Annotated in this window: 4 protein-coding genes; 3 read left to right on the top strand and 1 reads right to left on the bottom strand. The window is 59.1% G+C overall.

Features of this window, described 5'->3' with window-relative positions:
• Positions 1–414: 414 nt before the first annotated feature.
• A complete protein-coding gene (locus tag AMM41_RS10180; RefSeq protein WP_089957203.1) occupies positions 415–20,979 on the top strand; it encodes a hypothetical protein in 20,565 nt (6,854 codons plus the stop codon).
• Positions 20,980–21,005: 26 nt separating this feature from the next.
• On the opposite strand, the gene AMM41_RS22255 is transcribed toward AMM41_RS10180, so the two are convergent.
• Positions 21,006–21,464: a glutamate synthase-related protein gene (locus AMM41_RS22255; protein ID WP_228769220.1), complete on the bottom strand. Its 459-nt coding sequence runs from the start codon at positions 21,462–21,464 to the stop codon at positions 21,006–21,008.
• 271 nt (positions 21,465–21,735) lie between these two features.
• Here AMM41_RS22255 and AMM41_RS10170 point away from each other — a divergent pair, with 271 nt between their 5' ends.
• Positions 21,736–22,215, top strand: coding sequence for a type III secretion system chaperone (locus AMM41_RS10170; RefSeq protein WP_194944722.1), 480 nt, complete (start codon positions 21,736–21,738; stop codon positions 22,213–22,215).
• The gene (locus AMM41_RS10165) at positions 22,215–22,688 is read left to right on the top strand and encodes a hypothetical protein (protein WP_194944721.1); all 474 of its coding nucleotides are present in this window, start codon (positions 22,215–22,217) and stop codon (positions 22,686–22,688) included. The genes AMM41_RS10170 and AMM41_RS10165 overlap by 1 nt, the downstream gene beginning before the upstream one ends.
• The last annotated feature ends 116 nt before the right edge of the window (positions 22,689–22,804 follow it).

The following is a 22,804-nucleotide window of genomic DNA, read 5'->3' as shown; positions in this document are numbered from 1 at the left end:
ATTTGTCCATCCGATCGTTCTGAAGCCGTGGAATTCTGGGCTGTGCCAATGGCCGGTCCCAAAAGCAGGGCACTGACCAATCCGCATCGACAAAGATGACAGCGAATTTTCTGGATGAAAAAGGCGTGAAAAGGCATCAGAACAATGACAGTGAGTTCAGGACATCCAACAGGATGCATTAGACTAAAGTGTATACGTATTTCGGATGATGTCCACCGGGCCAGGCATCCTCTGCTCATCGGGCAGATTAATTCTTGAAATGCCTCAACAGCTGTGACTCAATGGTGTCAATCACCTCAAGATGGATGAATTCAAAGAGTTCATTGCAAACTTTAGGGGGCCAATTGGGCCCATTGACGTTGCTACTTTGGTATTGCCCATTTTTTGGGCAATCGTTGCAGGAAAAAGTAAAACATGACCGCGATCTCTCTTTCGTCCAATGCTGAAATCCAGTCTTGGGAACTCAACCACCAAAATGCCGACCTCACCGTCAACGGTGTCACATTGGTGGGAAATGAAGCCGCAGCCTATTTGTTTGGGATGGCCCTCAGTGGCATCGACCTCAGTGCTTTCGGCAGCTTGGGACAAGACCGCTTTTACCGCACCGATGCGGTGCTCGAATTCCCGCCCGGCAGCGGTCAACGCGTTTCGTTGACGGAAATCAGCGACGCCCTGCGTTACAAATACAGCATCGACCCCTTGGTTGAGTTTTCCAGCAACCTGGGTTTGGCTGGCTACAACCTGGCCGATGTCAACAGCATCCTCTCGTCTCTCAATGCCGAATTCAAGGGCCGTTTTGAACTGGCGCTGCTCAACCGCACCGAAGACGGTGCTCAAACCGTTTTTATCTCTCAGCCCACCGTGGCTGCCAGTTTGCAAGACTTGCTGACCGACCCAGGACGCAAGGCCTTGGTCGATTTGGCCAAAAGTCTTCGCGCCACCATCCTGTCCAGCACCAACCTGCAGCAAAAACTCAACCCTTTGCTGGGCATTGACCTGAACGAAGCTGTTTTTCCAGGCGCAAGCAACGGCAGTACGGCCAGCTTGAACCAGCTGCTCGAAACATTCAATCAAGCCATTGGGGGCGATTTGCAAACCCTCATGCCTGACCTGTTTGCCGACGGCAAGCTGCATTTGAATGACTTCAATGTGCTGCTGGCCGCAGCCCGTGAGGCCGTGCCCGCCGAAGCCGTCAACCTTGCTGAGCTGTCGCTCGATCTGATCCGGGTCACCCAAGGCAGCCAAATCTTCACGGGCAAGCAGGCCTTGGCCATGCTGACGGCCAAGACCTTGGCCACACTCGACATTGAAAAACGCACAGGCTTGAGCATCAGCGAGGCCCCTGTCATTGGTCTGGATGACCAGGTTTTCACCAACCCCCTGATCAGTGGCCAAAAATTATCCTTGGGCCAGTTGATCGAGCGCATGCAACAAAACACGGGTTATGACCCTCTGGCGCACCTTCAGCCTCGACCCAATCAGTGGACCTTGGAAGACGTCAATGCCCTGATCGACGGCATCAACACCGCGCTGCAGCCCAGCACCGCGGTCAGCCTGCTGAGCTTCAACTTTGTCAACGCAGACGGTTTGGCCATCACGGCGCAGCAGGCCTACGCCTACAACCTGCTCAGGGCTTTGAACAGTGCGGGGTCATCCAGTGCCTTGTCGGGCGTCTGGTCCACTTATGCCAATGCTGCCAACGGCACCAGCAGCCATTACACCGGCACCACGGTCAATCTTTCGGACCTGCAAACCTTCAACAACGCGGTCACTGGGAACGCCGCTTGGACACTCCCCAACGCGTGGACACTCAGTGGCAGTACCCGGGCCTTGACGGGCGAGTCGCCTTTGTTGAGCGATGGTGCCAATTCCCCCACCGTGTTTTTGACCCGGGCACAAGCACTGGCTGTGCTGTCCACTTTGCCGAACGGCAGCATCGTCTATGCCGGAGATGACAACGGTGACGTTTGTCAAATCGCCAAACAGCTCTCAGGCACGATCACAGAACGCAATTTCGGCACGTCAAGTGCTTTACGGGAAACCCTTGCCAATCAGTGGGGATTTTTCACCATTCCTGGCTATGGACCCTCCGACCCAGATCCAGGGGTGCGAACCGGTCTGAACATCCGCACCAGCAGCCCAGAAGTTTTGAAAGCCGGCATGGCCATGCTGGTTGGGCAAGCCACTACAAGTGGTTATTACAACCATTTAAACCCATTGACTGAGTTCCCTTACCCAGCACCCGCTGTTCAGTATGGTTTTTTTGGTCTCTCATTCAATCCAGGCTTTACCCCTACATCCTTCAATCCGCCTTACCAATTGACCCGTGGTCAAAATCTGGACGCCCAGCTGTTTGAGTACCCCTCAGGCGCTGGTCAGCGCTTGAGTTTGCGCGAGTTGTCGGCCGCCTTGGCACAAGACTTCAGAGGCTCGGCTGCTGCGGGTGCGCACAACGGGGCCCTCAGCCTCGAAGACTGGTTCATGGGTTACGGCTCGTCCTACAGCGGCCAAGACGCTACGGGCTTTCCCACGGGTTATGGCGACGTGTTTGCGGCAGCGGGCGAATACTTCAACGCCAACGGCGGCACCGCAGCTGGGCCGCAGGTCGTGGGCGTGGGCACCTTTTCGGACCCCACCAAAACCACCCCTGTCACCGAGTGGTCCATCAAAGCCGCCATGCTGGGTCTGTACTGGGCCAATCCGGCCAGCAGCACCGACGATTACATCACCCCGGTGGTGGCCAACAACTACCAACTGGGCGCCGTGGCCAGTGCCGCCAAAACCGCCAGCACTTTGGTGGGTGGGGTCAATACCACCTATGCCACGATCACCCGCACTTTCAACAGCTATTCCACACTGACGCTGGACAAGTTGCGGGCCAATCTCGCGACCGCAGCCGACAAGCCTGCGTACATGGATGACCTGGCCGAACTTCGACGCCAGATCGGTTCTTTGAGCACCCACAGCTCAGCAAGCTTGGACATGGGGTCCTCGCGCGTGGAAATGGTGGGCAGCCTAGAGGTGGCCACGGCGCTGCAAGCAGGTGTGCTGGCCAACAGCGGACTGCTCGCTCGCCTGTCTTTTGACGCGCCCATTGGCTTGGATGAACCGCTTTGGCAAGACAACCAAGGCCAAGTCCAGACCCTGCGCGAACTGCTCGCCAGTGCCAATATCCTCAATCAGGTGCTCAGTGCACTGCCCCGCTTGAGCACCAACGGGCTCGACTTTGATGGCTTCAACCGATTGCTGGCCACCGCTCGCCGGCTCAACCCCGAGGTTCCTCGGCAACTCGAATGGGTGCAGCCTTGGTTTCAGCCCTATGTCACCGCCAACCAAAGTTTCCAAGGCGGCAACGCCATGCTGCTGCGATTGGCCGACAGTCTGTTTGCGCAAGTGGGCCAGCGCACTTACCAAAACAAACCCTTGGTCAGCACCGAACGCGTGTTTGTGGATCCGACCGATGCCAGCGGACAGCGTCAACTCTCCATCGATGACATCAGCCAACTGCTCAGCCGACTCTTGGGCGTCAATCCCTTGCCACGGCGCGATACTTGGTATGCACAAGACATCGAACAAGCTGTCAAAGACCTGTATGCGGGTGTTCAACCCGCCATTGCCGCGCCAGGCCGTGCCAGTTCTGCTGCCATCACCTCTGCCGAATTGGTGAGCTTTGTCAACGCCTTGGTGCCCGCCAACGGGGCCACATTCGGTCCAGATACCTTCAATGCGTCTGATGCCCTGTTCAGCCACACCGTCAATGGGGTCACCCGCAGCCGCAGCTTGAACGAGCTGCTGCAGACTTTCAGTGCCCAGTCCTACAAAGACCTGGCCCCACGCCTGCAGGCGCTGGGCATCTTGCGCGATGGTGAGACGGTGCAACTGCGAGGCCTCAATGCCTTGCGCACCTGGGTAGCTTCTGCCCAGCCAGGTCAAGTCACCAGCGCGGCACTGCCCGTCACCGGCACAGCCACAGCTGTCGATGCCAGCGTTGACTACGCCAGCGTGCTGGCCGCCAACCAGGACGAGGCCTGGGGCCTGGGCGCACTGCAGCGCCTGATGGCCGAATGGGCCTTGGTGCCCGACGCTGACCGCGGTCGCGAATGGTCGCGCTGGCAAATGCGTTTTCAGGCGCTGTTGGCCGACCTGGACGACAGTGTGGGCGGCTTGGCCGGACTGGGACTGGACAGCGGCACACAAGCGGCCTTGCGCACCCTGACCACCAGCGACACAGCACCCGAGTTTTTCCCTCAGGGCGCGGCCATTCAAAGCTGGCTGGGCACGCTCCAGACCCGCCTGGCAGCGGCCTTGGTCACGGTCAAGCAGGACCTTCGCAACCTGAGCCTGTCCATCAACAACCCAGCTTATGCGTCAGTCCGCAACGACATGGCGCAGCGCTTGGCCACCTTGGAGCAACAGGTGCTCGAGCTGCAGCAGGGCAGTGACATCGTCAGCCGTCTCAAATCCGCAGGCAACACGCTGGGTGCCTTCCAGGCTGCATTGGCTGCCGAGCAAAACGGCCAGCGCCCTGATGTGCTGGCCTGGCTCGCCCGTTTTGACATTCCTGCAAGCGACCTTGGCAGTGCCAGTTTCCGCACCAGCACGGGTGGTTTGGATGCTTTTGACCTGACGGCCTGGATCAATCAAGCATCGGACGCCCCTTTTACCAGCGAAGAATCTGTGGCCACACTGGCCGCAGCGGAAGCGGACTGGCAAACCACCGCAGCGACCTGGAACGATTGGCTTGGCGATCTCTACTCGTCCCGCTTGCCTGCGCTGCGCAGCAGCCTCACGGCCGACCTGCAACTGCAGCAGGCCTACAAAGCCGTGGACCCCAACAACGCCGTGTGGGACCAAAACATCACCCGCATCCAAGCGCAATTGACGCGAACCCAGGCTCTGCTGGAAACCATACCGGCCCTGCGCACCGCGATGTTGGCTTCGCCCGACGACCTGCGCACCGCCATGCAGTCCGCTCAAACCCGATTGGGCGTGACCGACATCTTGGCCGAATTGGCGTACTACGACGTTCCAGGCGCAGATCTGACCAGTCCCACCCACACCTTGCCGCCAGTCACTTACTTTGATGCAGATGCTTTTTGGGCCTATGAACGCCAAGGTGCTGCGGGCTCGACGGGCTATCCGAAGCAAGAGATCCAATTGGCCACGCAGCCCAATACCACTTGGCTCACGGCCACAAGACCCGTGCTGGACTGGGTGGAAGATGCACACACCCGGATGCAAGGCGTGCTGGCCCAAGTCAATAGCGCCATTTCTCGACTGACCGCGAGGTGGGAAGAACCCGCCACCAGCAACGCTGACCGTCTGAGCTTGGCGTCGGCCATTGACGCATACCGCCAGTTCAGAATCGAACAACAAACACGGATGGCTGTTGCAGAACGCCTGCTGGCTGCACAAAACGATGCCGTGGCACTCGACACGGCGCTGACGGAACTGCAGACGTCCACTGGTGGACCCGTGCTCAGTGCTTTGGCCAGCTACAGCTTTGATCCGGCCAGCATTTCGGGCACAGGCAAGGATGTGGTCAGCGTGGCCGGCGTCAGTTGTCCAGACCTGACTGCGGCTGCGGCTGCTGTCCAACCCGCATATGCCAACGACAGCGTTTTGAGCGACGCTTTTTCGGCCTGGAACACAGCCATGCCCAATTGGCGCAGTTGGATGACCGCCCTCACCAGCCGCACAGCTGCCGTTGTTTCCGACCTCGGCGTCAGTCTGGCCACTTTGCAGCTGCAGCGCTCTCAAGTGGGCAACACAGCTGCAGAAAATCAGGCCATCGACCAAGCACTTTGGCGCATCCAAACGCGTTTGGCGCAATTCACAGCGGTCAAGGACAGCGTCGCCCGTTTGCAAGAGCTGTGCCATCAACCCGCCGCTTTTAATGCAGCCGTGCCGCGCGAAGTACAAGAACTTGCCCGCTATGCCGACGATCTGCCAAAAGGTCAGACAGGCATCAGCGACTTGTTTAACTTCCTCAGTTACTTCGATGTGGATGCCATGGAGCGCATGAACAGGCGTACCACTGTACCCGTCACAGTCGAGCGCTTCGACTTGACCAGCTGGCTCAGTGCCTATCCCCAAGGCCATACACCCCGAAACACGGATGATTTGGCCACAGCCTTTGGCAACTGGGACAGCCGGGCCAGCTATCGCAGCTGGTTGACCGAGGTCTCCACGCAAGTCAACGCCACCCGTGACATCTTGCAAGCAGACCGCGGTCGCCTGTACCAAGCCCTTGCAGCTGATGGCAACGACGACGCCGCTGTGCAAACGCTGATCAACCACGTCATTGCTGACCAGCAACGCCTGAGTCCAGTGTTTGCCGCCTTGGACAGACTGCGTTTTGCGCCCGACACCGCCGCAGGTTTTGCCGCCGCCGTCACCGCTGCCAAAACAGCGGCTGGTCTGTCCCCAAGCACCGACCTTTTCGATTGGCTGTCGGGTTTCAATGTGCCCACCGACAGACTTTTGAAACCAGATCTGCGGCGGGGTGCAGCAGCCATCGAAAGTTTTGATCTGACAGCCTGGCAGACAAGCCAAGCTGGCGCAGCGGCCTACACCGACAGCACCATCGGCACCTCCAACCCCGCATCATGGGTACAAGCGCTGGACAGCATCAACACCCGTGCTGCTGTGGTTGAGCAGGCCCTCACCCAAGCTCAAATCCGCACCGGCTGGACTTCGACCAACGCGGCCAATACCGCATTGGCCGCCGCCATGGCAGCCACCCCCGCCATCGTTTCCCAGTCGGCCAGGGCCTCCACGCTGGCGCTGGCCGTGGCGGCCGCAGACCGACTGCAGCAGGCCACCACCGATGTTTTGCGCAGCCCCTTGGTCGATGCCGAGGGCAAGCTGCGCAGCCGCAGCCTGGAACAAGGCGACGACGGTCGTTTCTATTACGACAGCCAAGCTGTGCTCGTGCGCGTGGGGCGCATGCTCGCCAGCCTACCGATTGAACACCCCATCGTCAGCCCCAGTCAGGCTGTTTTCACCGATCCCATGTGGGGCAATCGTCGCCTGAGCCTGGCGGACATCATGAGTTGGTGCCGCGAAGCCGCCGGTTTTGACCCGTTGACCCTGGCCGATCCGGCCAACCAACGTGCCAGTTGGACCCGGGCCGAACTCAACTTTCTCGTTGACGGCATCAACCAGCAACTGCGCTCCGACGCCACACAGCCCGTGCTGACCTGGCAAGGCACAGCGGCCCATGTGCTCGTCTCCAGTGCCACCCCAGCAGCTGGTCAGCAGGCCGCACAGATCAGTCAAGCCGAATTCCAGAACCTGTTGCATGCGCAAATTTTGGGCAGCGATCTGTCGCAAACCGTGGTCGAAACCGAGTTGCGCGACGAACTGGTCGGCGTGATCAACTTGCTCGGGCAGATGGACAGCGGCGACTTTGCCCTGGCCGCGTCCACAGGCGGCAACACCGACGCCATTGACACCTTGCTTCAGGAATTGGCGGCCTATGACGACGTCCTGACCGATCCGACACGCCGTACTCAAGCGCTGACGGCTTTGAAAGATGTCGTTGCTGTGATCGACGCCCCACAAGGCATGGCTGTGGTGCGCAACCAGCTCGACAGCCTCCTGACCCGGGCCACCACCCTGCTCAGCAAAGGCAACGCGGCATCGCCCAACGCGGCAGAGGCCGATCTGGCCTTGGTCGACTTGGCCATCAACAGCATCAACACCTTGAGCCGTGCTGCCGAATCGGGGGCCACCCCCCTGCAGACGGCCATCGCCAAACTGAATGTGAGCCTCAACGCCACCTCCATCAATGGCACCACCTTGTTCGTGACCGATGTGTTCTCGTGGTTACAACGTTTTGACGTACCCACCGACACAAGCTGGAGCCAGTGGACCACATCCACGCCACCTTTGGCGGGTGCCAACACCAGTTTGAACACCGAAGCCGCCGTCCATGCCATGGCCATCAACGCCAGCCCGTCCAACGGCATAGAGGCCACACGCCAGCTGCTCCAGCGCATGCTCACGGCGCAAGGCAACAGCTTGGGCGTGAGCGATTGGCTCGACATCATCCTTCGCCAGCTGACGGGGACGAATGTCAGCAATGTCAGCGATGCCATCAATGGCATCAGCCCCTTTCTCACCCATCTTCAAGACCTCAAGACCAGCGCACTCCGTTTGCAGGGCTATTACAGCGAGCGCGAAGCGGTTTACAGCCGCATGGCCAACCCCAGCTTGTCCAGCGCCATCCCGGCTGGCCTCAGTGGCATCAGCGACCCGGCGCTGGCCACCAGCGTCACATCGGTGGCCAACAGTTTGCTGAGCACTTACAACGCTGCTGGTGCGACCCTGCCCAATTTGAGCGCCACCCTGACCACCGCTGCGGCTGGCATCACACCTGCCGTCACTGTGGCCAACATCGGCCAATGGGCTCAAGCTGTCTTTGGCACCGGCAGCGCTCTGAGCGCCGCACTCAACCGCAGCGAAGTACAAACCTGGCTCACCCAGCTGACCACCAGAACCCAAGGTCTGCAGGACTTCTACACCGCCCGCGCCGCCGAAGCAACCGCCCGCGTGCAAACCTATGCCGCAGCAGCCGGGGCCTATGATTTGGACCCATCGTCAACCGCCAACAACAACCGCCTCACCAGCCTCAACACACTGGTGACGGCATTGACCAGTACGATTGACGGCAACAATTGGGTCACTCAACCCAGCCAAAATTTGGCCACTTGGCTCGACACAAACGCTGGCGTCAACACCACACGCAGTCAGCTGCGCGAATGGTGTCTGGCCGTGTTGGGGAGCACCAGCAAATTCGCCAATGCGGTTCCAGCCAGCGGTGGGAGCGCTGTGGCTCAAAGTGCTTGGCAAGACGCTTTGACCGAAATCACCGCACTTCGAGATGGGCTGCAGCTGACGCTGGACGCCATGGTCCCAGCCCATTTGAAGTCCCTGGACACTTTGCTCAAGCAGCCCTACTTCGACAGTTATTCATCGGGGGTCAACCTGGACTGGACCACCATTGAAGCCACCGGCCTCAGTGTCCCTCTACTGCGCAGCTGGGCCAGTGCCCTGTTCGGACCGAGCAGTGCACTGGTCACAGTCATTGACCAAGGCAATTCGGAAAAACCAAGTTTTGTGACGCAAACTGAATGGTTGGACGCCACACGTCAGCTCAAAGAGTTGATGGACTGGATGCCCTCTCGAGGCCAACTGGCCAGTGCTTGGACCACCGCCAAAGCCTCGGTCACCTCTGCGCAGGCAGCGCTGCGCGAAGTGCAGGCTGGCCAAGCGGCACTGCAAAGGCTGAACACCGCCGCCGCCACATCGGGCGCAGCACTGGCAACTCAATGGCAGACCCTCAGCACTGCCGCTGTGGCCGGCACTTTGGGTCAGACCTTGACCGGGACCACCCCAGCAGCCTACACCGGTAGCCTGCAAGAATGGCTGCGCCGTTTTGACGTTCCTGCAGCATCCTTGACCGCCCAAAGTGTGACCCAGCTGAGTGTGAAGTACAACAACTATGGCAACGGCACGACGCCCGACTCCAAAGACACCACGGTCACCCTCAACCTCACCGCCGACGCACTTGGCCAGTCGCGAACCAGCTCCTTCACCGGCAGCCCCCCCGGGCTGAGCATCTACCAAGTGGTGCAAAAGGCGATGGTTGAAGCCGAACTCAACACATCGCCTTATCGCTTCGACTTTTTCGACAACAACGACTGGACCGCGTGGCAAACAGCCAAGACCGGTGCCGCTCTCGGTTTCACCGATGCCCAGGTCAGTGCGCGTTTGACGGGCGGCCCATCCGCCAGCATCGATTGGGTCCGTGCCCTGCAAGAGCTGCAACAACTGCCCGCCTTTGTCGAAATGGCCGCCCAAAGCGGCGTGGCCCAGGCCTTGGCTGCTGCCGCTGGCAGCGCCACCCAACAGTCCGCCCGAGTGAGCGACGGTTTGACGGCCATCAATGCCTTGCTCAGCGCCGCCCAAAACGGGACCAACGCACTGGCTGCCAAGATCACTGAACTCAAAAATACCTATGCCAGCCAAATCGGTGCGGGGGGTGACCTGTTCACCTGGCTGCGTGGTTTTGACGTCCCAGCCGACCAACTGACCTCACCTGTGCCCAACTCGGTCACCCTCAGCACCCGCGTATACAGCGGTGACACCGACGTCACGGGCACCTTGCGTACCGAGACCCGCCATTTCAACCCCAACGGTGCCGTGCTCGGAGGCTTGCCCACTGGCACCGGCTTGACCGGCGCTCTGCCTGGCTTGAGCGAATACGAACTCGGCCTGTCTTCGCTCATTGACACCCTGGTCAACGACACCAGCGATTTCTTTGACGGTGCGCAGTGGACCAGCTGGCGAGCCAACCCCACAGGTGCACGCCCGGGCTATACCGATGCCCAGGTCAACACCTTGATTTCAGTAGGCTTCAGCAACGACACGGCCAATCTCATCCGGACCCAAGCCAACACCCTCGTCGGCAAAATGGAAAGTCTGGTGGCCTTGCAAAGCGGCACGAGCTCAGCTGCATTGGCCGTAGCGACCCAAACCGTCAATGTTTTGGGCATGCCTTTGTCGGACCCGACACGCCGGGCCGAGCTCTTGCGCTCACTGAACGACCTCAAATTGTTACTCGACAACAACACAGTCGACACCAACCTCAGCCAGGTGCAGCGCAACCTGTCGCTGCAGCAGCAGCTGGCTGTCATGAACACGCAGTGGGGCGTGACCGATGTGCTGTCCAACCTCACCAGCGGCCGTTTGACATCGGCCAACCTGGGCGGGCTGGCCGAAGTGCGGGCCTACCTGACCGAGACCAAAACCACGGCAGAAAACCTGCGCACCTTTTATGACGCGCGGTTGAGCGAAGCGGGTGCCCGCAAATCAGCCTACGAAAAAGTCAGCCCGGCCTACAGCTTCAGGGCCAGTGATGCCACACGCAATGCCAATGTGCTGGCCAACCTCGAAAGAGGGTTGGCGTCGATGCAAACCACGTACGAAGCCAGTAATGCCGCTAACAGCTGGCCCACCTACTATATGGTCGCTATCTTTCACAACGGTTCTTTGCACAACACAGGCAATGCCAATACGGTGCATTGGGACGACGTTTCTTCTTGGGCCAACAAACTGGGCATAGACACCTCCAACTACCTGACCAAAGACCTGATGACGGCCAACAATGCGCCCATCACCCAGGCCCAATGGAAAGCCACCATGGTGGCGCTGCAGCAGGTCATTGGCAGCATGCGCACCAGCATGGGCCGTTACAGCGGCGAAAAATTCGACCGCCTCGAATCGATTTATGCTGGTTTGCGAGACCAAGGCTTTGTGGCCAACTTCAGCCAACAGGTCAACAGTTTTGGCTACTCCCTGTCGCCCAGCGACCCCACAGCCTCGACCACCACCAACCTGCGACCTTCTACGCAGCGCATTGACGCCGCCGAACTGAGCACCTTGGCGGTGGGCCTGTTTGGCACCGACAGCCGCATCAAGGTTGCCATCGATGCGGGCAGCAACTGCACCCAGGCCCAATGGCAGGCCGCACTGCAGGAATTCAATGACCTGTTCGTCCTGCTCAAGACCCGCAACCAACTGCAGGCAGCCTGGGAAACCGAGCAAGCGCTGGAGCATGCGGCCTACCACAGCCGTGAAGAAATCACGGCCGGCCTGAGCGCCATGACCAGCCTGATCACCGCCACCAACACCTCGGCCAGCGCCTTTCAATCGGCCCTGACCAGCGTGGGCACGGCCCAGCAGGCTTGGAAGAAGGGCCAGGACGTCATGACCTGGCTGCGAAGTTACGACGTGGACCCGACGCTCCTCACCTACGGCAGCCAAAGCAGCCTGGCCACCAGCTACGCCCAATACGCTAACAACTCGGCGCTCGACCCCACCATGTCGACTTGGACGAGTGCCAGCGTCAACTGGGGCAATGCCAGCATGGGACTGGGCGTGCCCAGCACCTTGCCCACGGGGGCCAGCGCAGCACTGGACACAGCCAACCTGGCCATCAAAGCCGCTGTCGAAGCTGAGTTGCGCGGCGACTACCACTTTTTTGACTGGACCCGCTGGAAGCTGGGCAGTGTGGACGAAGCCGATCTGGCGGGCATGAACCGCGCCGACACCGCACGCTTGTACACCACGCTGGAGAGCACCCGTATCTCTGCCGAACGGCTGGAAGACCATTACACCGACCGCCTGAACGAAGCCCAAGACCGGGTCACGGCCTTCCAGAACATGGTGCCGGGTTACGACTTCAGCGAGCCGGCAGTCAACACCGGGCACTTGGCCTTGCTGGATGCTTTGGTTACCGACATGACCACCGTTTCAACAGCAGCCCCCTACACATCGAACGAATTCAAATACTATGTTTTCAGCCGTGTGTATTACGCTCAGGGCGCGGTCGTATGGGGTCCCAATCCACAACCCACTCGAGCGCATCCCATCGACACGGGCATGTTCATTGATTGGTCGGACAAACTGTTTGGCGCTGACAGCCAACTGTCGCAAATGCTCCGCATCAGCTGGATCAACCCCAGCAAAGTGCAATGGGATGCAGCCCTGGAACAAATCGAGCAACTGCGCGGGACTTTGCGTGCAGCGGTGGAGGCCAACGCCGCGGCGCCCGTCGATCCCAACCTTCCCAACCCTTCCGACCCTTTCACTGCGCAGGCCGATGGCATCGCCAACCTGATCACCGACCTCGAAGTCGCCCCGGCCAGCCTCCGGACGCTCTTTGACGCTGCCGGCAGCACGGCCCGGTATGGGATGTCATTGTCAAATTTAAACAATTTGTCGAGTAAATTAATTGGATCTGGTTATCTTTCGGATTACTCACTTGTTGGTCAAGCCGCCCACTATGTCATCGGCGATAGTTTTGGTGTGCGATCCTCAGTGATTGCACAACTGCGCCAAATCGAGGCTGAACTGCGCGTCCCCGATCAATTGGCCAGTTTGCAAAGCACCATCATGGGGCTCAATGATCGCTTGTGGCCATGGTCGACACCTCAAAACTTGGCCTCAACGGTAACCGATGCACAAGGTAACGCGCAATTGCTGCAAATGGCCATCGGCCTCAACGGCAGCAACTCCAAAATCAAGTTGGCTTGGAATGCCGGTTCAGCGGTCACGCAAAGTCAGTGGACCGATGCCGTTCTTGAGGCCAGAGACCTGCTGTCTCACCTCAAGGCCTTGGCGCAACTGGGCACTGCCCGCACCCGTGCCCTGGATGACGCCGCCACAGCGCAAACCGCTTTGACTGAAGTTTCTGCCGCACGCACCGCGATCGGCACACTCAGCACGGCCGCCTACGCTGTGACAAACGCCACGGCAGGAACAGCGGCCGAAACCAATGCGCTGACGGCGTTGCAGGCCGCTTTCAATGCCGTCACCACGCCAAGTGGTCAAGACGTCATGGACTGGCTACGCAACTTCCAGGTCAATGCCAGCAGTCTGACCTACTCCGATCCCAATCGCTTATCGATCACATCCCATACCAAAGGATCTCCCGGTGCAGCTCGGTGGGAGTTGACATCCACTTCCCCGGCGTCCACGGCCTGGGTCTCGTGGGACGACCTGCTCATGGGCATTCCCCGAGGCACACGCCCCAACCCTTATTCTTTACAACCCACATTCCGCTCAGCGCAGATCGCCGCCATCGAGGCCCAAGTGGCCAACCGCTTCACCAGCTTCGACTGGGCTGCCTGGAAAGCCAGCGTGGCCGCCTACACGCCAACGGCGGGCACAGCACTGCAAGGCGCCAGCACCGGCTACACCAACACCACCGTTCAGGCGGCTGCCGACCGCGACTTGAGCACCAACGGTTGGAGCAGCTTGGGCACGTCACTCGGCACCGCCATCGATGCTGTTGAAAAACTCCAAGCCCCCGACGTGCTGGTGGTGCCCAACGGCGTGACCGACATCACCCTGCGCAATTTGGACGAACCCGATGACTTGGCCGCTTACGGTGGCCTGGTGGCCGACGTGACCCGGCGTGACGCCGTGCAATCGGCCGTGAGCAGTTTGGTTGACAGCCTGCAGGCCAACGCTGACCTCAGCACCGACCAGCAAATCAGTCGCCTCTCAGCCCAATTGGGACACTTGCAGGACAGTTTGGAAGTCGACGACCTGTTGGCCGAACTCACCCAGGGCGTGTACAGCACCGACAACCTGACCGGCTCATTGACTGGGGTGACCCAGTACCTCAACACTTTGACCACCAATGCCACGGGCCTGCAAACCTTCATGACTCTGCGTCAGACCGAGGCACAGACTCGTGTGGACGCTTATGCCCGGACGGCTGGCGCTTACGACACCAGCATGACCGTGACCAATGGCGTGGTGGTGCCCAGCAACGATGCTCTGGGCCAGGCACTCAGCCAGCTCTACACCGCCCTCAAAACCCGGGTGGCCAACGTGGCCAGCAGTGGCATCCACTTGGCCGAAGCCATCAAAACCGAGGCGGTGTATGCCGCAGGGCAATACGGCAACGAAGCCCGCAAACGCGATGTGCCCATCACCCCTGAAATGCTGAGAGATTGGTGTGTGACCAAGTACGGCAACAACAGTTCCTTCAAGCAATTGCTGGATCTGGGTGCCTTGAGCACCAACGCCACACTGGCCCAATCGGCGCTCAACGAAGTCAAAGGGGTTTTGTTCGATGGCGGCTACCGAACCGTCACTTTGGCCAACGATCCCAATACCCTGCGGGCCAATCAGCTCGACGCCTTGGCCAATGCCATGGGCAACAGTGGCAACTTGCGCACCGCCGTGGTACTGGGCACCCATGGCTTTGACGCCGCCACACTGAGCACCTGGGCCACCAACCTGTTTGGCCCCAACAGCAAAGTCAAGGCCGCATACGATGCCAATGGGACCACCTCGGGCACCAACTGGACAGACGCTGTGGAAGAAGTGCGTCAACTGGCACGCGACATTCGCGTGACGCAGCTGGCCAGCAATACCGCTTTCATTGACCAATTGCAAAGTACTTATAACGGTCTTAGTGCGCTTTATACCTCTTACAACTGGGTCACCTACACCAGCGCACCGGATAGGGATGTGGGCCTCAACCGCAGCACAGATCCTCAGCGGTTTGGTGACTGGACACAAACACGTGACACCGGCAAGACGATCTACGATTTCACCGAAAACTATCGAAATTTTGCAGGTGACTGGGCGAGCCTGAATACAGGCAGCACGGCCATCAGCAGCAGCACAGCCAGCATGCTGAGTCAGTGGCTCTCGTTGCCGGCCAGCGCGGGCTTGATCAAGTCCGCTTTGCAGGGCGCTACCGACGACGGCACGGTCACCTACGGCAATGCGTTGAAGGAACTCAACCAATTGATCGTGCAAATCAAGCAACGCTCCAACCTCATGCCGGCGGTGTATTCGGCGCGTCAAGCTCTGGCCGATGCGCAGCAACCGCAGGCTGAAGTCACCCAAGCCATCAGCACTTTGAATGCCTTGAAAACGGCGGCGGCCACGGGCTCCGGTGCTTTGGTTGCGGCCATCAATGCTGCCAGGGCCACGGCCGCGGTCACGCAATACCGTGGTACGGCCGATCTGTTCGCTTGGTTGCGCAGTTTTGATGTCGATCCCAGATTGCTCTGGACCAATACCCTGAGCGCCCCTCTGAATTGGCAAGAAGACCATTACACCCCCAGCAACTACGTGGTGCCAGTAGATGGTGCTTACACCGGCACTTGGCCTAATTTGGCCAAGTACACAAGGACGGCAGTCACATACCTTGATTGGTGGTCGGGCGGAGGCCAAAATGGCAATCCAGCATTGTGGGACTATGCAAGCGAACACAACATGTCGCTGCAAGATGTCAACAACACTTTTTTTAACGGCTGGTCAAGTTATTCCCTGATCAGCATCACGGGCTACAGATACAGCAACCCCGTCAATTACGCTTACACCCAAACCATTCCGTTGACGGCCACCACCAACAATGGCCAATGGACACCCGATTGGTCAGGCACAGGGTTAGATGGCAACAGCAGCGCCAGCTTCACTTGGGGACTGCTTGGTCACAACGGTAATCAGTACATCGGCGTCTCTCCATGGCGCACACGCTTGGCATCGTTGTACAAAGCCGAAGCCAATGGCCAGTACGACAGCTTCAGCTGGCGGCAATGGAAGGCAGGATCTGCTCAGACCCAAAGCGGCAGCTATGTGGCGGCGTATGCGCAAGCACAAACGGCGCGAACCGACCCATCTGTTCTGCTGTCCAGTGGCATGACGACCGGTGACTTGTTGACCATCCAAGGCCAGTTGTCTGGCTTGCTGGCCTTGCTCAGCCAATGCCGCAGCTTGTCCGATGTGATCAAAGCCGCACAAACCGACAGTGGCATCAACCTCATGGGCTTGCTGCAACAGTTGGGCATTGTGGTGGACGGGCAATATGCCTCAAGGGACGGCCTGAACAAATTGCTGGAGGTCTTGCGCAAGGAAATGCCCGAGCGCATCACGGCCGACACGGTCGACGCCTTGGCCGGGGCCACCGAATCCACCCGCTCCCGCACCCTGGCCGAGTTCCAGGCCGCTGTCAGTGTGACGCAGCAGCGCGAAAACGCCTTGCAAAAGCTGCAAGACCACCTCGACAGCTGGAACAACTACACCACGCTGTACGAGCGCCGCACCCACTGGACACAGTGGCTGGCCGAGTTGCAGACCTTGGCCACCAGCAGCCGTGCCCAGGTGGGTGAGCTGGGCTTGGACGTGGACGCCTTGATGGCCACCCTGCGGGCTGACACCACCTACACCCAGGCCGCAGCCAATACGCTCGACAGCTATGTGCCGCACCTGAGTTTCTTCACCCAAGTGCGTTGGCGCACCGAGCAATTGCTCGACCATTGGTTTGACCTGTGGGACACGCTGGAGAACCAGCGTGAGCAATATGCGTATTTCCGCGATGCAAAGGACTCTGTGACCAATCAGCTGGTCAACAGTGCTGAGAACATCGCGGCAGCCAAGGTACAAATTGCGGCGATCGATGCGCTTCAAGCCAAGATCGAGGCCAATCGCCAAGCCACCGTGCAGGTCAACCAGGCGGTCAACCAGTTCCTGACCATTGTGCCGCCCAGTGCCACGCCTGCCGCCATCACCGGAGAAAAGCTCGAACTGCTGCAACAAGCGGTGGCCGACTTCAAACAGCAAATTGGCGGCCAGGATGTGATGGCCTACCTGCACGACTTTTCTGTGCCGCTCAGCGCTTGGCAAGGTCACAGCAACACCACCACCAAGGACAACTACACCTTCAACTCACTGGGTGGCTCCGCGGCTGACAACGTGGCCAATGGTCCGGTGCGTTACGTGGCAAGCCTTTCGCCCAGCGTCTTCAGTTTTGAAAAATGGCTGAACACCAGCAACCCGCAAGGGACAGCGGCCACCAGTTTGAGTGTGGAGGACACCATCACCGACCAGTTTGCCTATGTGACCGGTTTGTTGACCAATGCCTCCAAAACCGACACCAGCTTGCTCAACTTGGGCAAGATCCCGTCGGACGAAACATGGACCGAGGTGACCCAGAAGCTGGGCACTGCCCGAACGGTGGCCCGCAATGCCTTGCTGCAAGCGCAGGCTCAACTCAAGCTCGACTACACCGATATTGGAGCGGCCCTGTCAGGCCTGCGCAAAGTGCAGGTGCCGGGGGGGTATGACGGCTACTGGTACCAAATGGCGCTGGCCCTGCAGTCGCTGCAGTCGACCGACTTGCCAGCCAACGGTGTCACCGCTACGGCCGCGGTGCTCGAGTACCCGCCTGGCAGTGGCGAGCGGGTGTCGCTCCAAAGTTTGCTCGACAACTTGCAGACGCAGGCAGACACTGACCCGCAACGCACCGTGTTGGCCCAAAAGCTGTTGGATGTGCTGCAGGACGACCCTAGCGCGAATCTGGGTACCAACGCCACCCTGTTGGCCCAGGCCAAATTGCTGGACACGGGCCTGATCAGCCGCTTTGAGAACACCACCAACCTCAGCAACTTTGCGGGGGCCTTGGTCACAGCCTTTGGTGCCGGCAGCAATGCCATCAGCAACAGCCAAATCAGCGCTTGGGGTGTCGCTCTGTTTGGTGCAGACAGCCAATTGGCGGCGGCCATCGCGCTGGGCAACACCACCCTGAACAGCACACAATGGACTGCCGCTGCACGCGAGTTGCGCTTGATCCAAGAGGATCTGGAGCGGGGCTATGCGGGAGCCCTCAATGGCCAGACCCAGACAGTCAAAGAGGCAGCGACACGCGCTGTGCTGCTGTCCGAAGCACTGACCACCCTGAATGCTGCGACCACTTTCAGTGGATATGCCACATCTTTGACCACCCTTGGCGGCGGATCTCGTCCCTTTGCGCTGAGCACGGCAACGATCAAACAGTGGGCCACCCAATTGTTTGGTTCTGGCAGTGCCCTGTCTGTAGCCATAACGGCCACTGGGACACTGACTTCTGCCCAATGGAAAGCCGCCAATGCCGAGCTGAGCCTGATTCAGAAAGACATCGCCAAAGGCGAGGGCGGTGTGCTCTATGGCAACAAACAAGCCAAGTTAGCGGCCTTGGTCAATGAAGCTTCACAAGGCGGTGACCCGCTGGCCGTTTTGACCAATGGGGTGTTCAGCCTGCGTGACCTTCAGGTGGACGGCAGCAAAACCATCAAAAACACCCTGGCCAATGCCGACAACCTGTCTCGCTTGGAAGGCTTTTTGCAAGGCACCTTGTTGGGCGATGCCCAGCGCCTGAGCGTGGCGCAGCAGGTGCAAGCCGTGCTCACGCCCGATGCGGCCACCGACGGCTTGGATGCCGCACTCACCCTCAAACTGCAAAGCGCATTGGCCAGCTTGCGCAGCACCTTCAACGCCCATGATTGGAGCACCACCAGCACCAAGAACATGTTCGCCAGCCTGAGTGCTTTGTTCACCACCAATGAGCTCGATCGCCTGCGTGCCGACGCGGTGGGTTTACGAGCCGACTCTCTTGCGCGTTATCAATACGCCGATTACCGCAGTCGACTTGAACGCATCGTTGACGCTGCACAGGGTGCACAGAAATCAGACTGGATGCTCGCCTTGTCGGAGCTGGATTGGCTGTTGACCGCCCGAACCTTCAAGGCTGCTGACAATCTGTTGGACCATCTGGACAAACCTGCAGGCGTAGACGATTGGCTGCTGGCCACCACGCAGGGGCAAGTGAGCGATGCCGACCTGAATGTCGACGCATTTGCCAAGGGTGCTGATTCAAGCGACCTGATGGTGAAGCTGTGGGTCGATGCCAAAACCCAATACGACAGCATGTCGGCCACCGACACCCGGTACTTCGCAGCCGATCCGCTTTACGCCAATATCAACTACGGTTTAGACACGGATCTTCAATGGTCGCCCAACCGACTCAGTAAGTACCGAATTTCATTCAACGAGCTGAGTGAATTGGGTACGACTTATGCCGGGCCTGAAAGCATGCTGGCTTATGCCGTCAGCAAGGACAATCTTCCCATCCAGGGATATCACTGGGGTCCTGTACTGACCAAGGCCCAGATGGGCGAAGTGCTCAAGGAGCTCGAAGGCATCCTGGTGGGTGGCTTGCGCCAAAAGCAGGTCAACGCTTCGCTGACCCGTGCCCTCGCGGACGTGGTCAGCAACACCCGTTTGCCGGATGCGCCCGTCAGCCTGGCCTCGGTGTTTTCAGGTGTGGTGGACATGAACACGCTCGATTGGGCCAAGCGGCAAACACTGCTCTCGGCCATTCGCCAGGCCTTGCCTTCGGTGAATGCGGCGCTGCAGTCTTGGGCCGAGCCCGAACCCGACAACGCAGGCCAGCGCATGGCCCTCACCGTGGCCCAGCGCATTCAGGCCTGGAAAGCAGCCTATGAAGAAAAGGCCAGCCTCACCTTCTTGGCCACAGCCACCAGCGTGGAGTTGCGTGACGGCCTGACTCAAGGGGCCGACATTTATGTCGACCGACACGGCACTTACTACATCGACGGCATGCGCACCCGCGCCATGGACGTGGCCGTCATGACCCGCGCCGTGGCCCACACCAGCTTTGCCGCCGAGTACAAAGAGCTGATGGACGCCATGTCAGAGCGCAACGCGATGATTGCAGCGGCTAACAGTTATGTGAACAACGTGAACACCGTGACCGCCACTGCCACTGCCACCAGTTCAACGCCCCTGGCCTATGCGGCTTACCAACTGTTGCAATACTTCGACAGCACTGAGTGGACCAACCTTGGAAGCAGCACAGATTGGACGGGTGCCATTCCAGCCAAGCAAACCGCTTTGTCAACCAAGCTCACGTCTTTGCAGACGGCATCTGGTTCCAGTGATTTGATTTATGACATCACGGCTGGGCGTTTTTCCATGGCCACTTTTGGCAGCACCCTCTGGAATGCCGATAACTTAAATCTAGTTAAGAGCTGTTTAACGCCCTATATCAAAATACAAAATCTCTTGGAACCTTTGCGCAAACAAAGCGACAACGTGACGTCCGGAGACATTCTGTCGGATATGACGGGTGGAACCTATACATTCAAATCTGAAAATGTTGCCTTGATGAAGTCTGCAGAACGGTTCTGGCAATTCCTGGATGCGAACGGCGATTATCACGGTACGTCTGGAAACTTTAGTTATTTGATTTCTGAAGAGTCGACCCGCAATGGCGGTATCGACATCATTAGCACTCTGACCGGGGGTGCTTACACCCCCAGTACATGGAGCAGCAACTGGGGTGCCACCCAAAGGGCCAACATCAAGGCCAAGGTTGGAGATTTCATTACCAAAACGCCTGGGCGGACACCTTATTTCGAAGATGAAATTGACAAATTAACCAACCTGCTCAACACCTTGATCAGCAACAAGGTGCGCGACAACGACCTGGACCAGGGCAAGCTGCAAAGCATCACCTCGCAGATCCAGATCAACACCGAGGCCATGACGGCACTGATCAAGGCCTTCAGCGAGCTGAACTCGGCGCTGGCGCAGGCGCTCAAGTGATGTGAGGGCGGAGGGCAATGCCGCCCTCACTCGTTCAGCAAGTGCTTGGGATGCCCCAGTGGCTGGCTTGGCTGGCCGACCAGAATGGAGCAAAGGGGCTGGGCAGGGTGTCTGCGTTTGTTGGGGGGCTGCAGCAGTTGCCCGTTTTGCAGCGTGTCGACACTGCAAGCCAGTGTGCGGGCTTGTCCGCTGGCGTTGCGCACCATCAGGTGCTGCGGCGTGATGTCACCAGGTTTTTGAAGGCCTGCGGCACCCACCAGGTCAGCCAAGGCGTGCAGTGTGTTGGCATGAAAGTAATACACCCGCTCGGCTTTGTCGGTCACCACCAAGGCAAGTTGGCGCACCGGGTCTTGGGTGGCCACGCCGGTGGGGCAGTGGTCGGTGTGGCAGCTGCGTGACTGGATGCAGCCCAAGGCAAACATGCCGACCGTGTTCAGGGTCAAATTCGCTTGGGCGCTCAAGAGTTGGTGCAGGCCGTTGCGCAAGAGATCTTTGAGGCCAAGAAAGCGTTCCCGGCCGTTGCCTGAGGAAGCAGATTGCAGAAGGCCCACCTCCAGCAAAGGGGGACATTGGCTATGGTTCGTTCGACATGGGCACTCTCGTGGAGGTGCAAGGCCTCCGGTTAGTTGATCACCATGGATGACGATTGTCTTCTTTAGAATATTATTCTTTAGTATAGTTTCAGGGATAGGCCGATGAGCTTTCACGACAACGGCTCGGACGCAAAAATGTGAGAAATATACGGAAGGAGAAACGATGAGCGAAGACACGCTGCAGCGCATCAGTCAAGAGATGTCCAGGCAACTGGGCCAGACACTGCAACCCCAAGATGGCTTGCTCGTGCTGGCTGATGACAACGAACAGTTGCAAGTCAGCATCGAAGTGGGCGCCCTGGACGGCATGCTGTACCTGATCAGTCCGATCGTTGCGCTGCCGCCTGAAGCCATGGTTTGGCCTGAACCAGACGATCAAGAAGCCGGGCAGACGCTGTTGGCGCACGCGGCTGTGAGTCGTCTCATGCTGGTGCTCAATGGCGATATCCAAGCCCACGCGAGCTGTTCGGTGGCCCTGGATGCTGGCAGTGGCCAGTTGTTGATGATCGAGCGATTACCCGCCAGCCTCAGCGGGCAAGACGTTTTGGCTCGCATTGAGGCCGCAGGGCAACACATGGCACGGCTGCGTGCTGCCGTCCGTCAGCTGCTCAAACCGATCAACAGCACAGGAGGGACCCACTGATGTCTGACCTCACCCATCCCCCAACATTGGTGCAAGTGGCACGTTGGTTGCAGGAAGCTGCGGGCATCAAATTCCATGGTGGCAACGATGCGATCTCATTGCGCGATTCATCCGGCCGTGAGGTGTTGTCGCTGCGCTCAGCCTTGGACGGCCAGGCGGTGGCCTTGATGGCGACTGTGTCGCCTTTGCCTTTAGACGCACGTCTTGCCGCGCTGGTGCAAATGCACCTTTTGCGCTTGTGCGCAGATCCGCATGCGCTGGATGGCATGCGTGTGGCTTTGTCTGGCGATGGTCAGCGGGTGGTGTTGCTCGACCCGGCTTTGCAAGTCCAAAACGCACAGGCCTTGATCGAGCGTTGTGAGTTGGCCGTTGAAATGGCAAAGGCTCTGGGGGCCGAGATGGAGGTGCTGGCAGCAGAGCCATCCCTCTCGGCTGTGCAAGTGCGCGAGGCCGTGCACGCTCTGTGGCCTTGATTTCCAGTTCCCGTTGCTGCAGGCCCTCGGGCGCAGCCGTTTGTGAGCGGTCCATCTATTTTTTCTAAAAAAATCAAATAGGACCCTGACCTTTTGGTAGTGGGCTCGTCTATCGA

Source organism: Limnohabitans sp. 2KL-3, from assembly GCF_001269405.1.
In the GTDB taxonomy this organism is placed as follows: Bacteria; Pseudomonadota; Gammaproteobacteria; order Burkholderiales; family Burkholderiaceae_C; genus Limnohabitans_A.
The sequence above is the reverse complement of the archived record's forward strand: the minus strand, read 5'-3'. Positions and strand labels throughout refer to the sequence as shown.

Excerpts from the sequence above, each read along its gene's own strand:
- AMM41_RS10165 (WP_194944721.1), top strand. The coding sequence starts at position 22,215 with ATGTCTGACCTCACCCATCCCCCAACATTGGTGCAAGTGGCACGTTGG.
- AMM41_RS10170 (WP_194944722.1), top strand. The coding sequence starts at position 21,736 with ATGAGCGAAGACACGCTGCAGCGCATCAGTCAAGAGATGTCCAGGCAA.
- AMM41_RS10180 (WP_089957203.1), top strand. The coding sequence starts at position 415 with ATGACCGCGATCTCTCTTTCGTCCAATGCTGAAATCCAGTCTTGGGAA.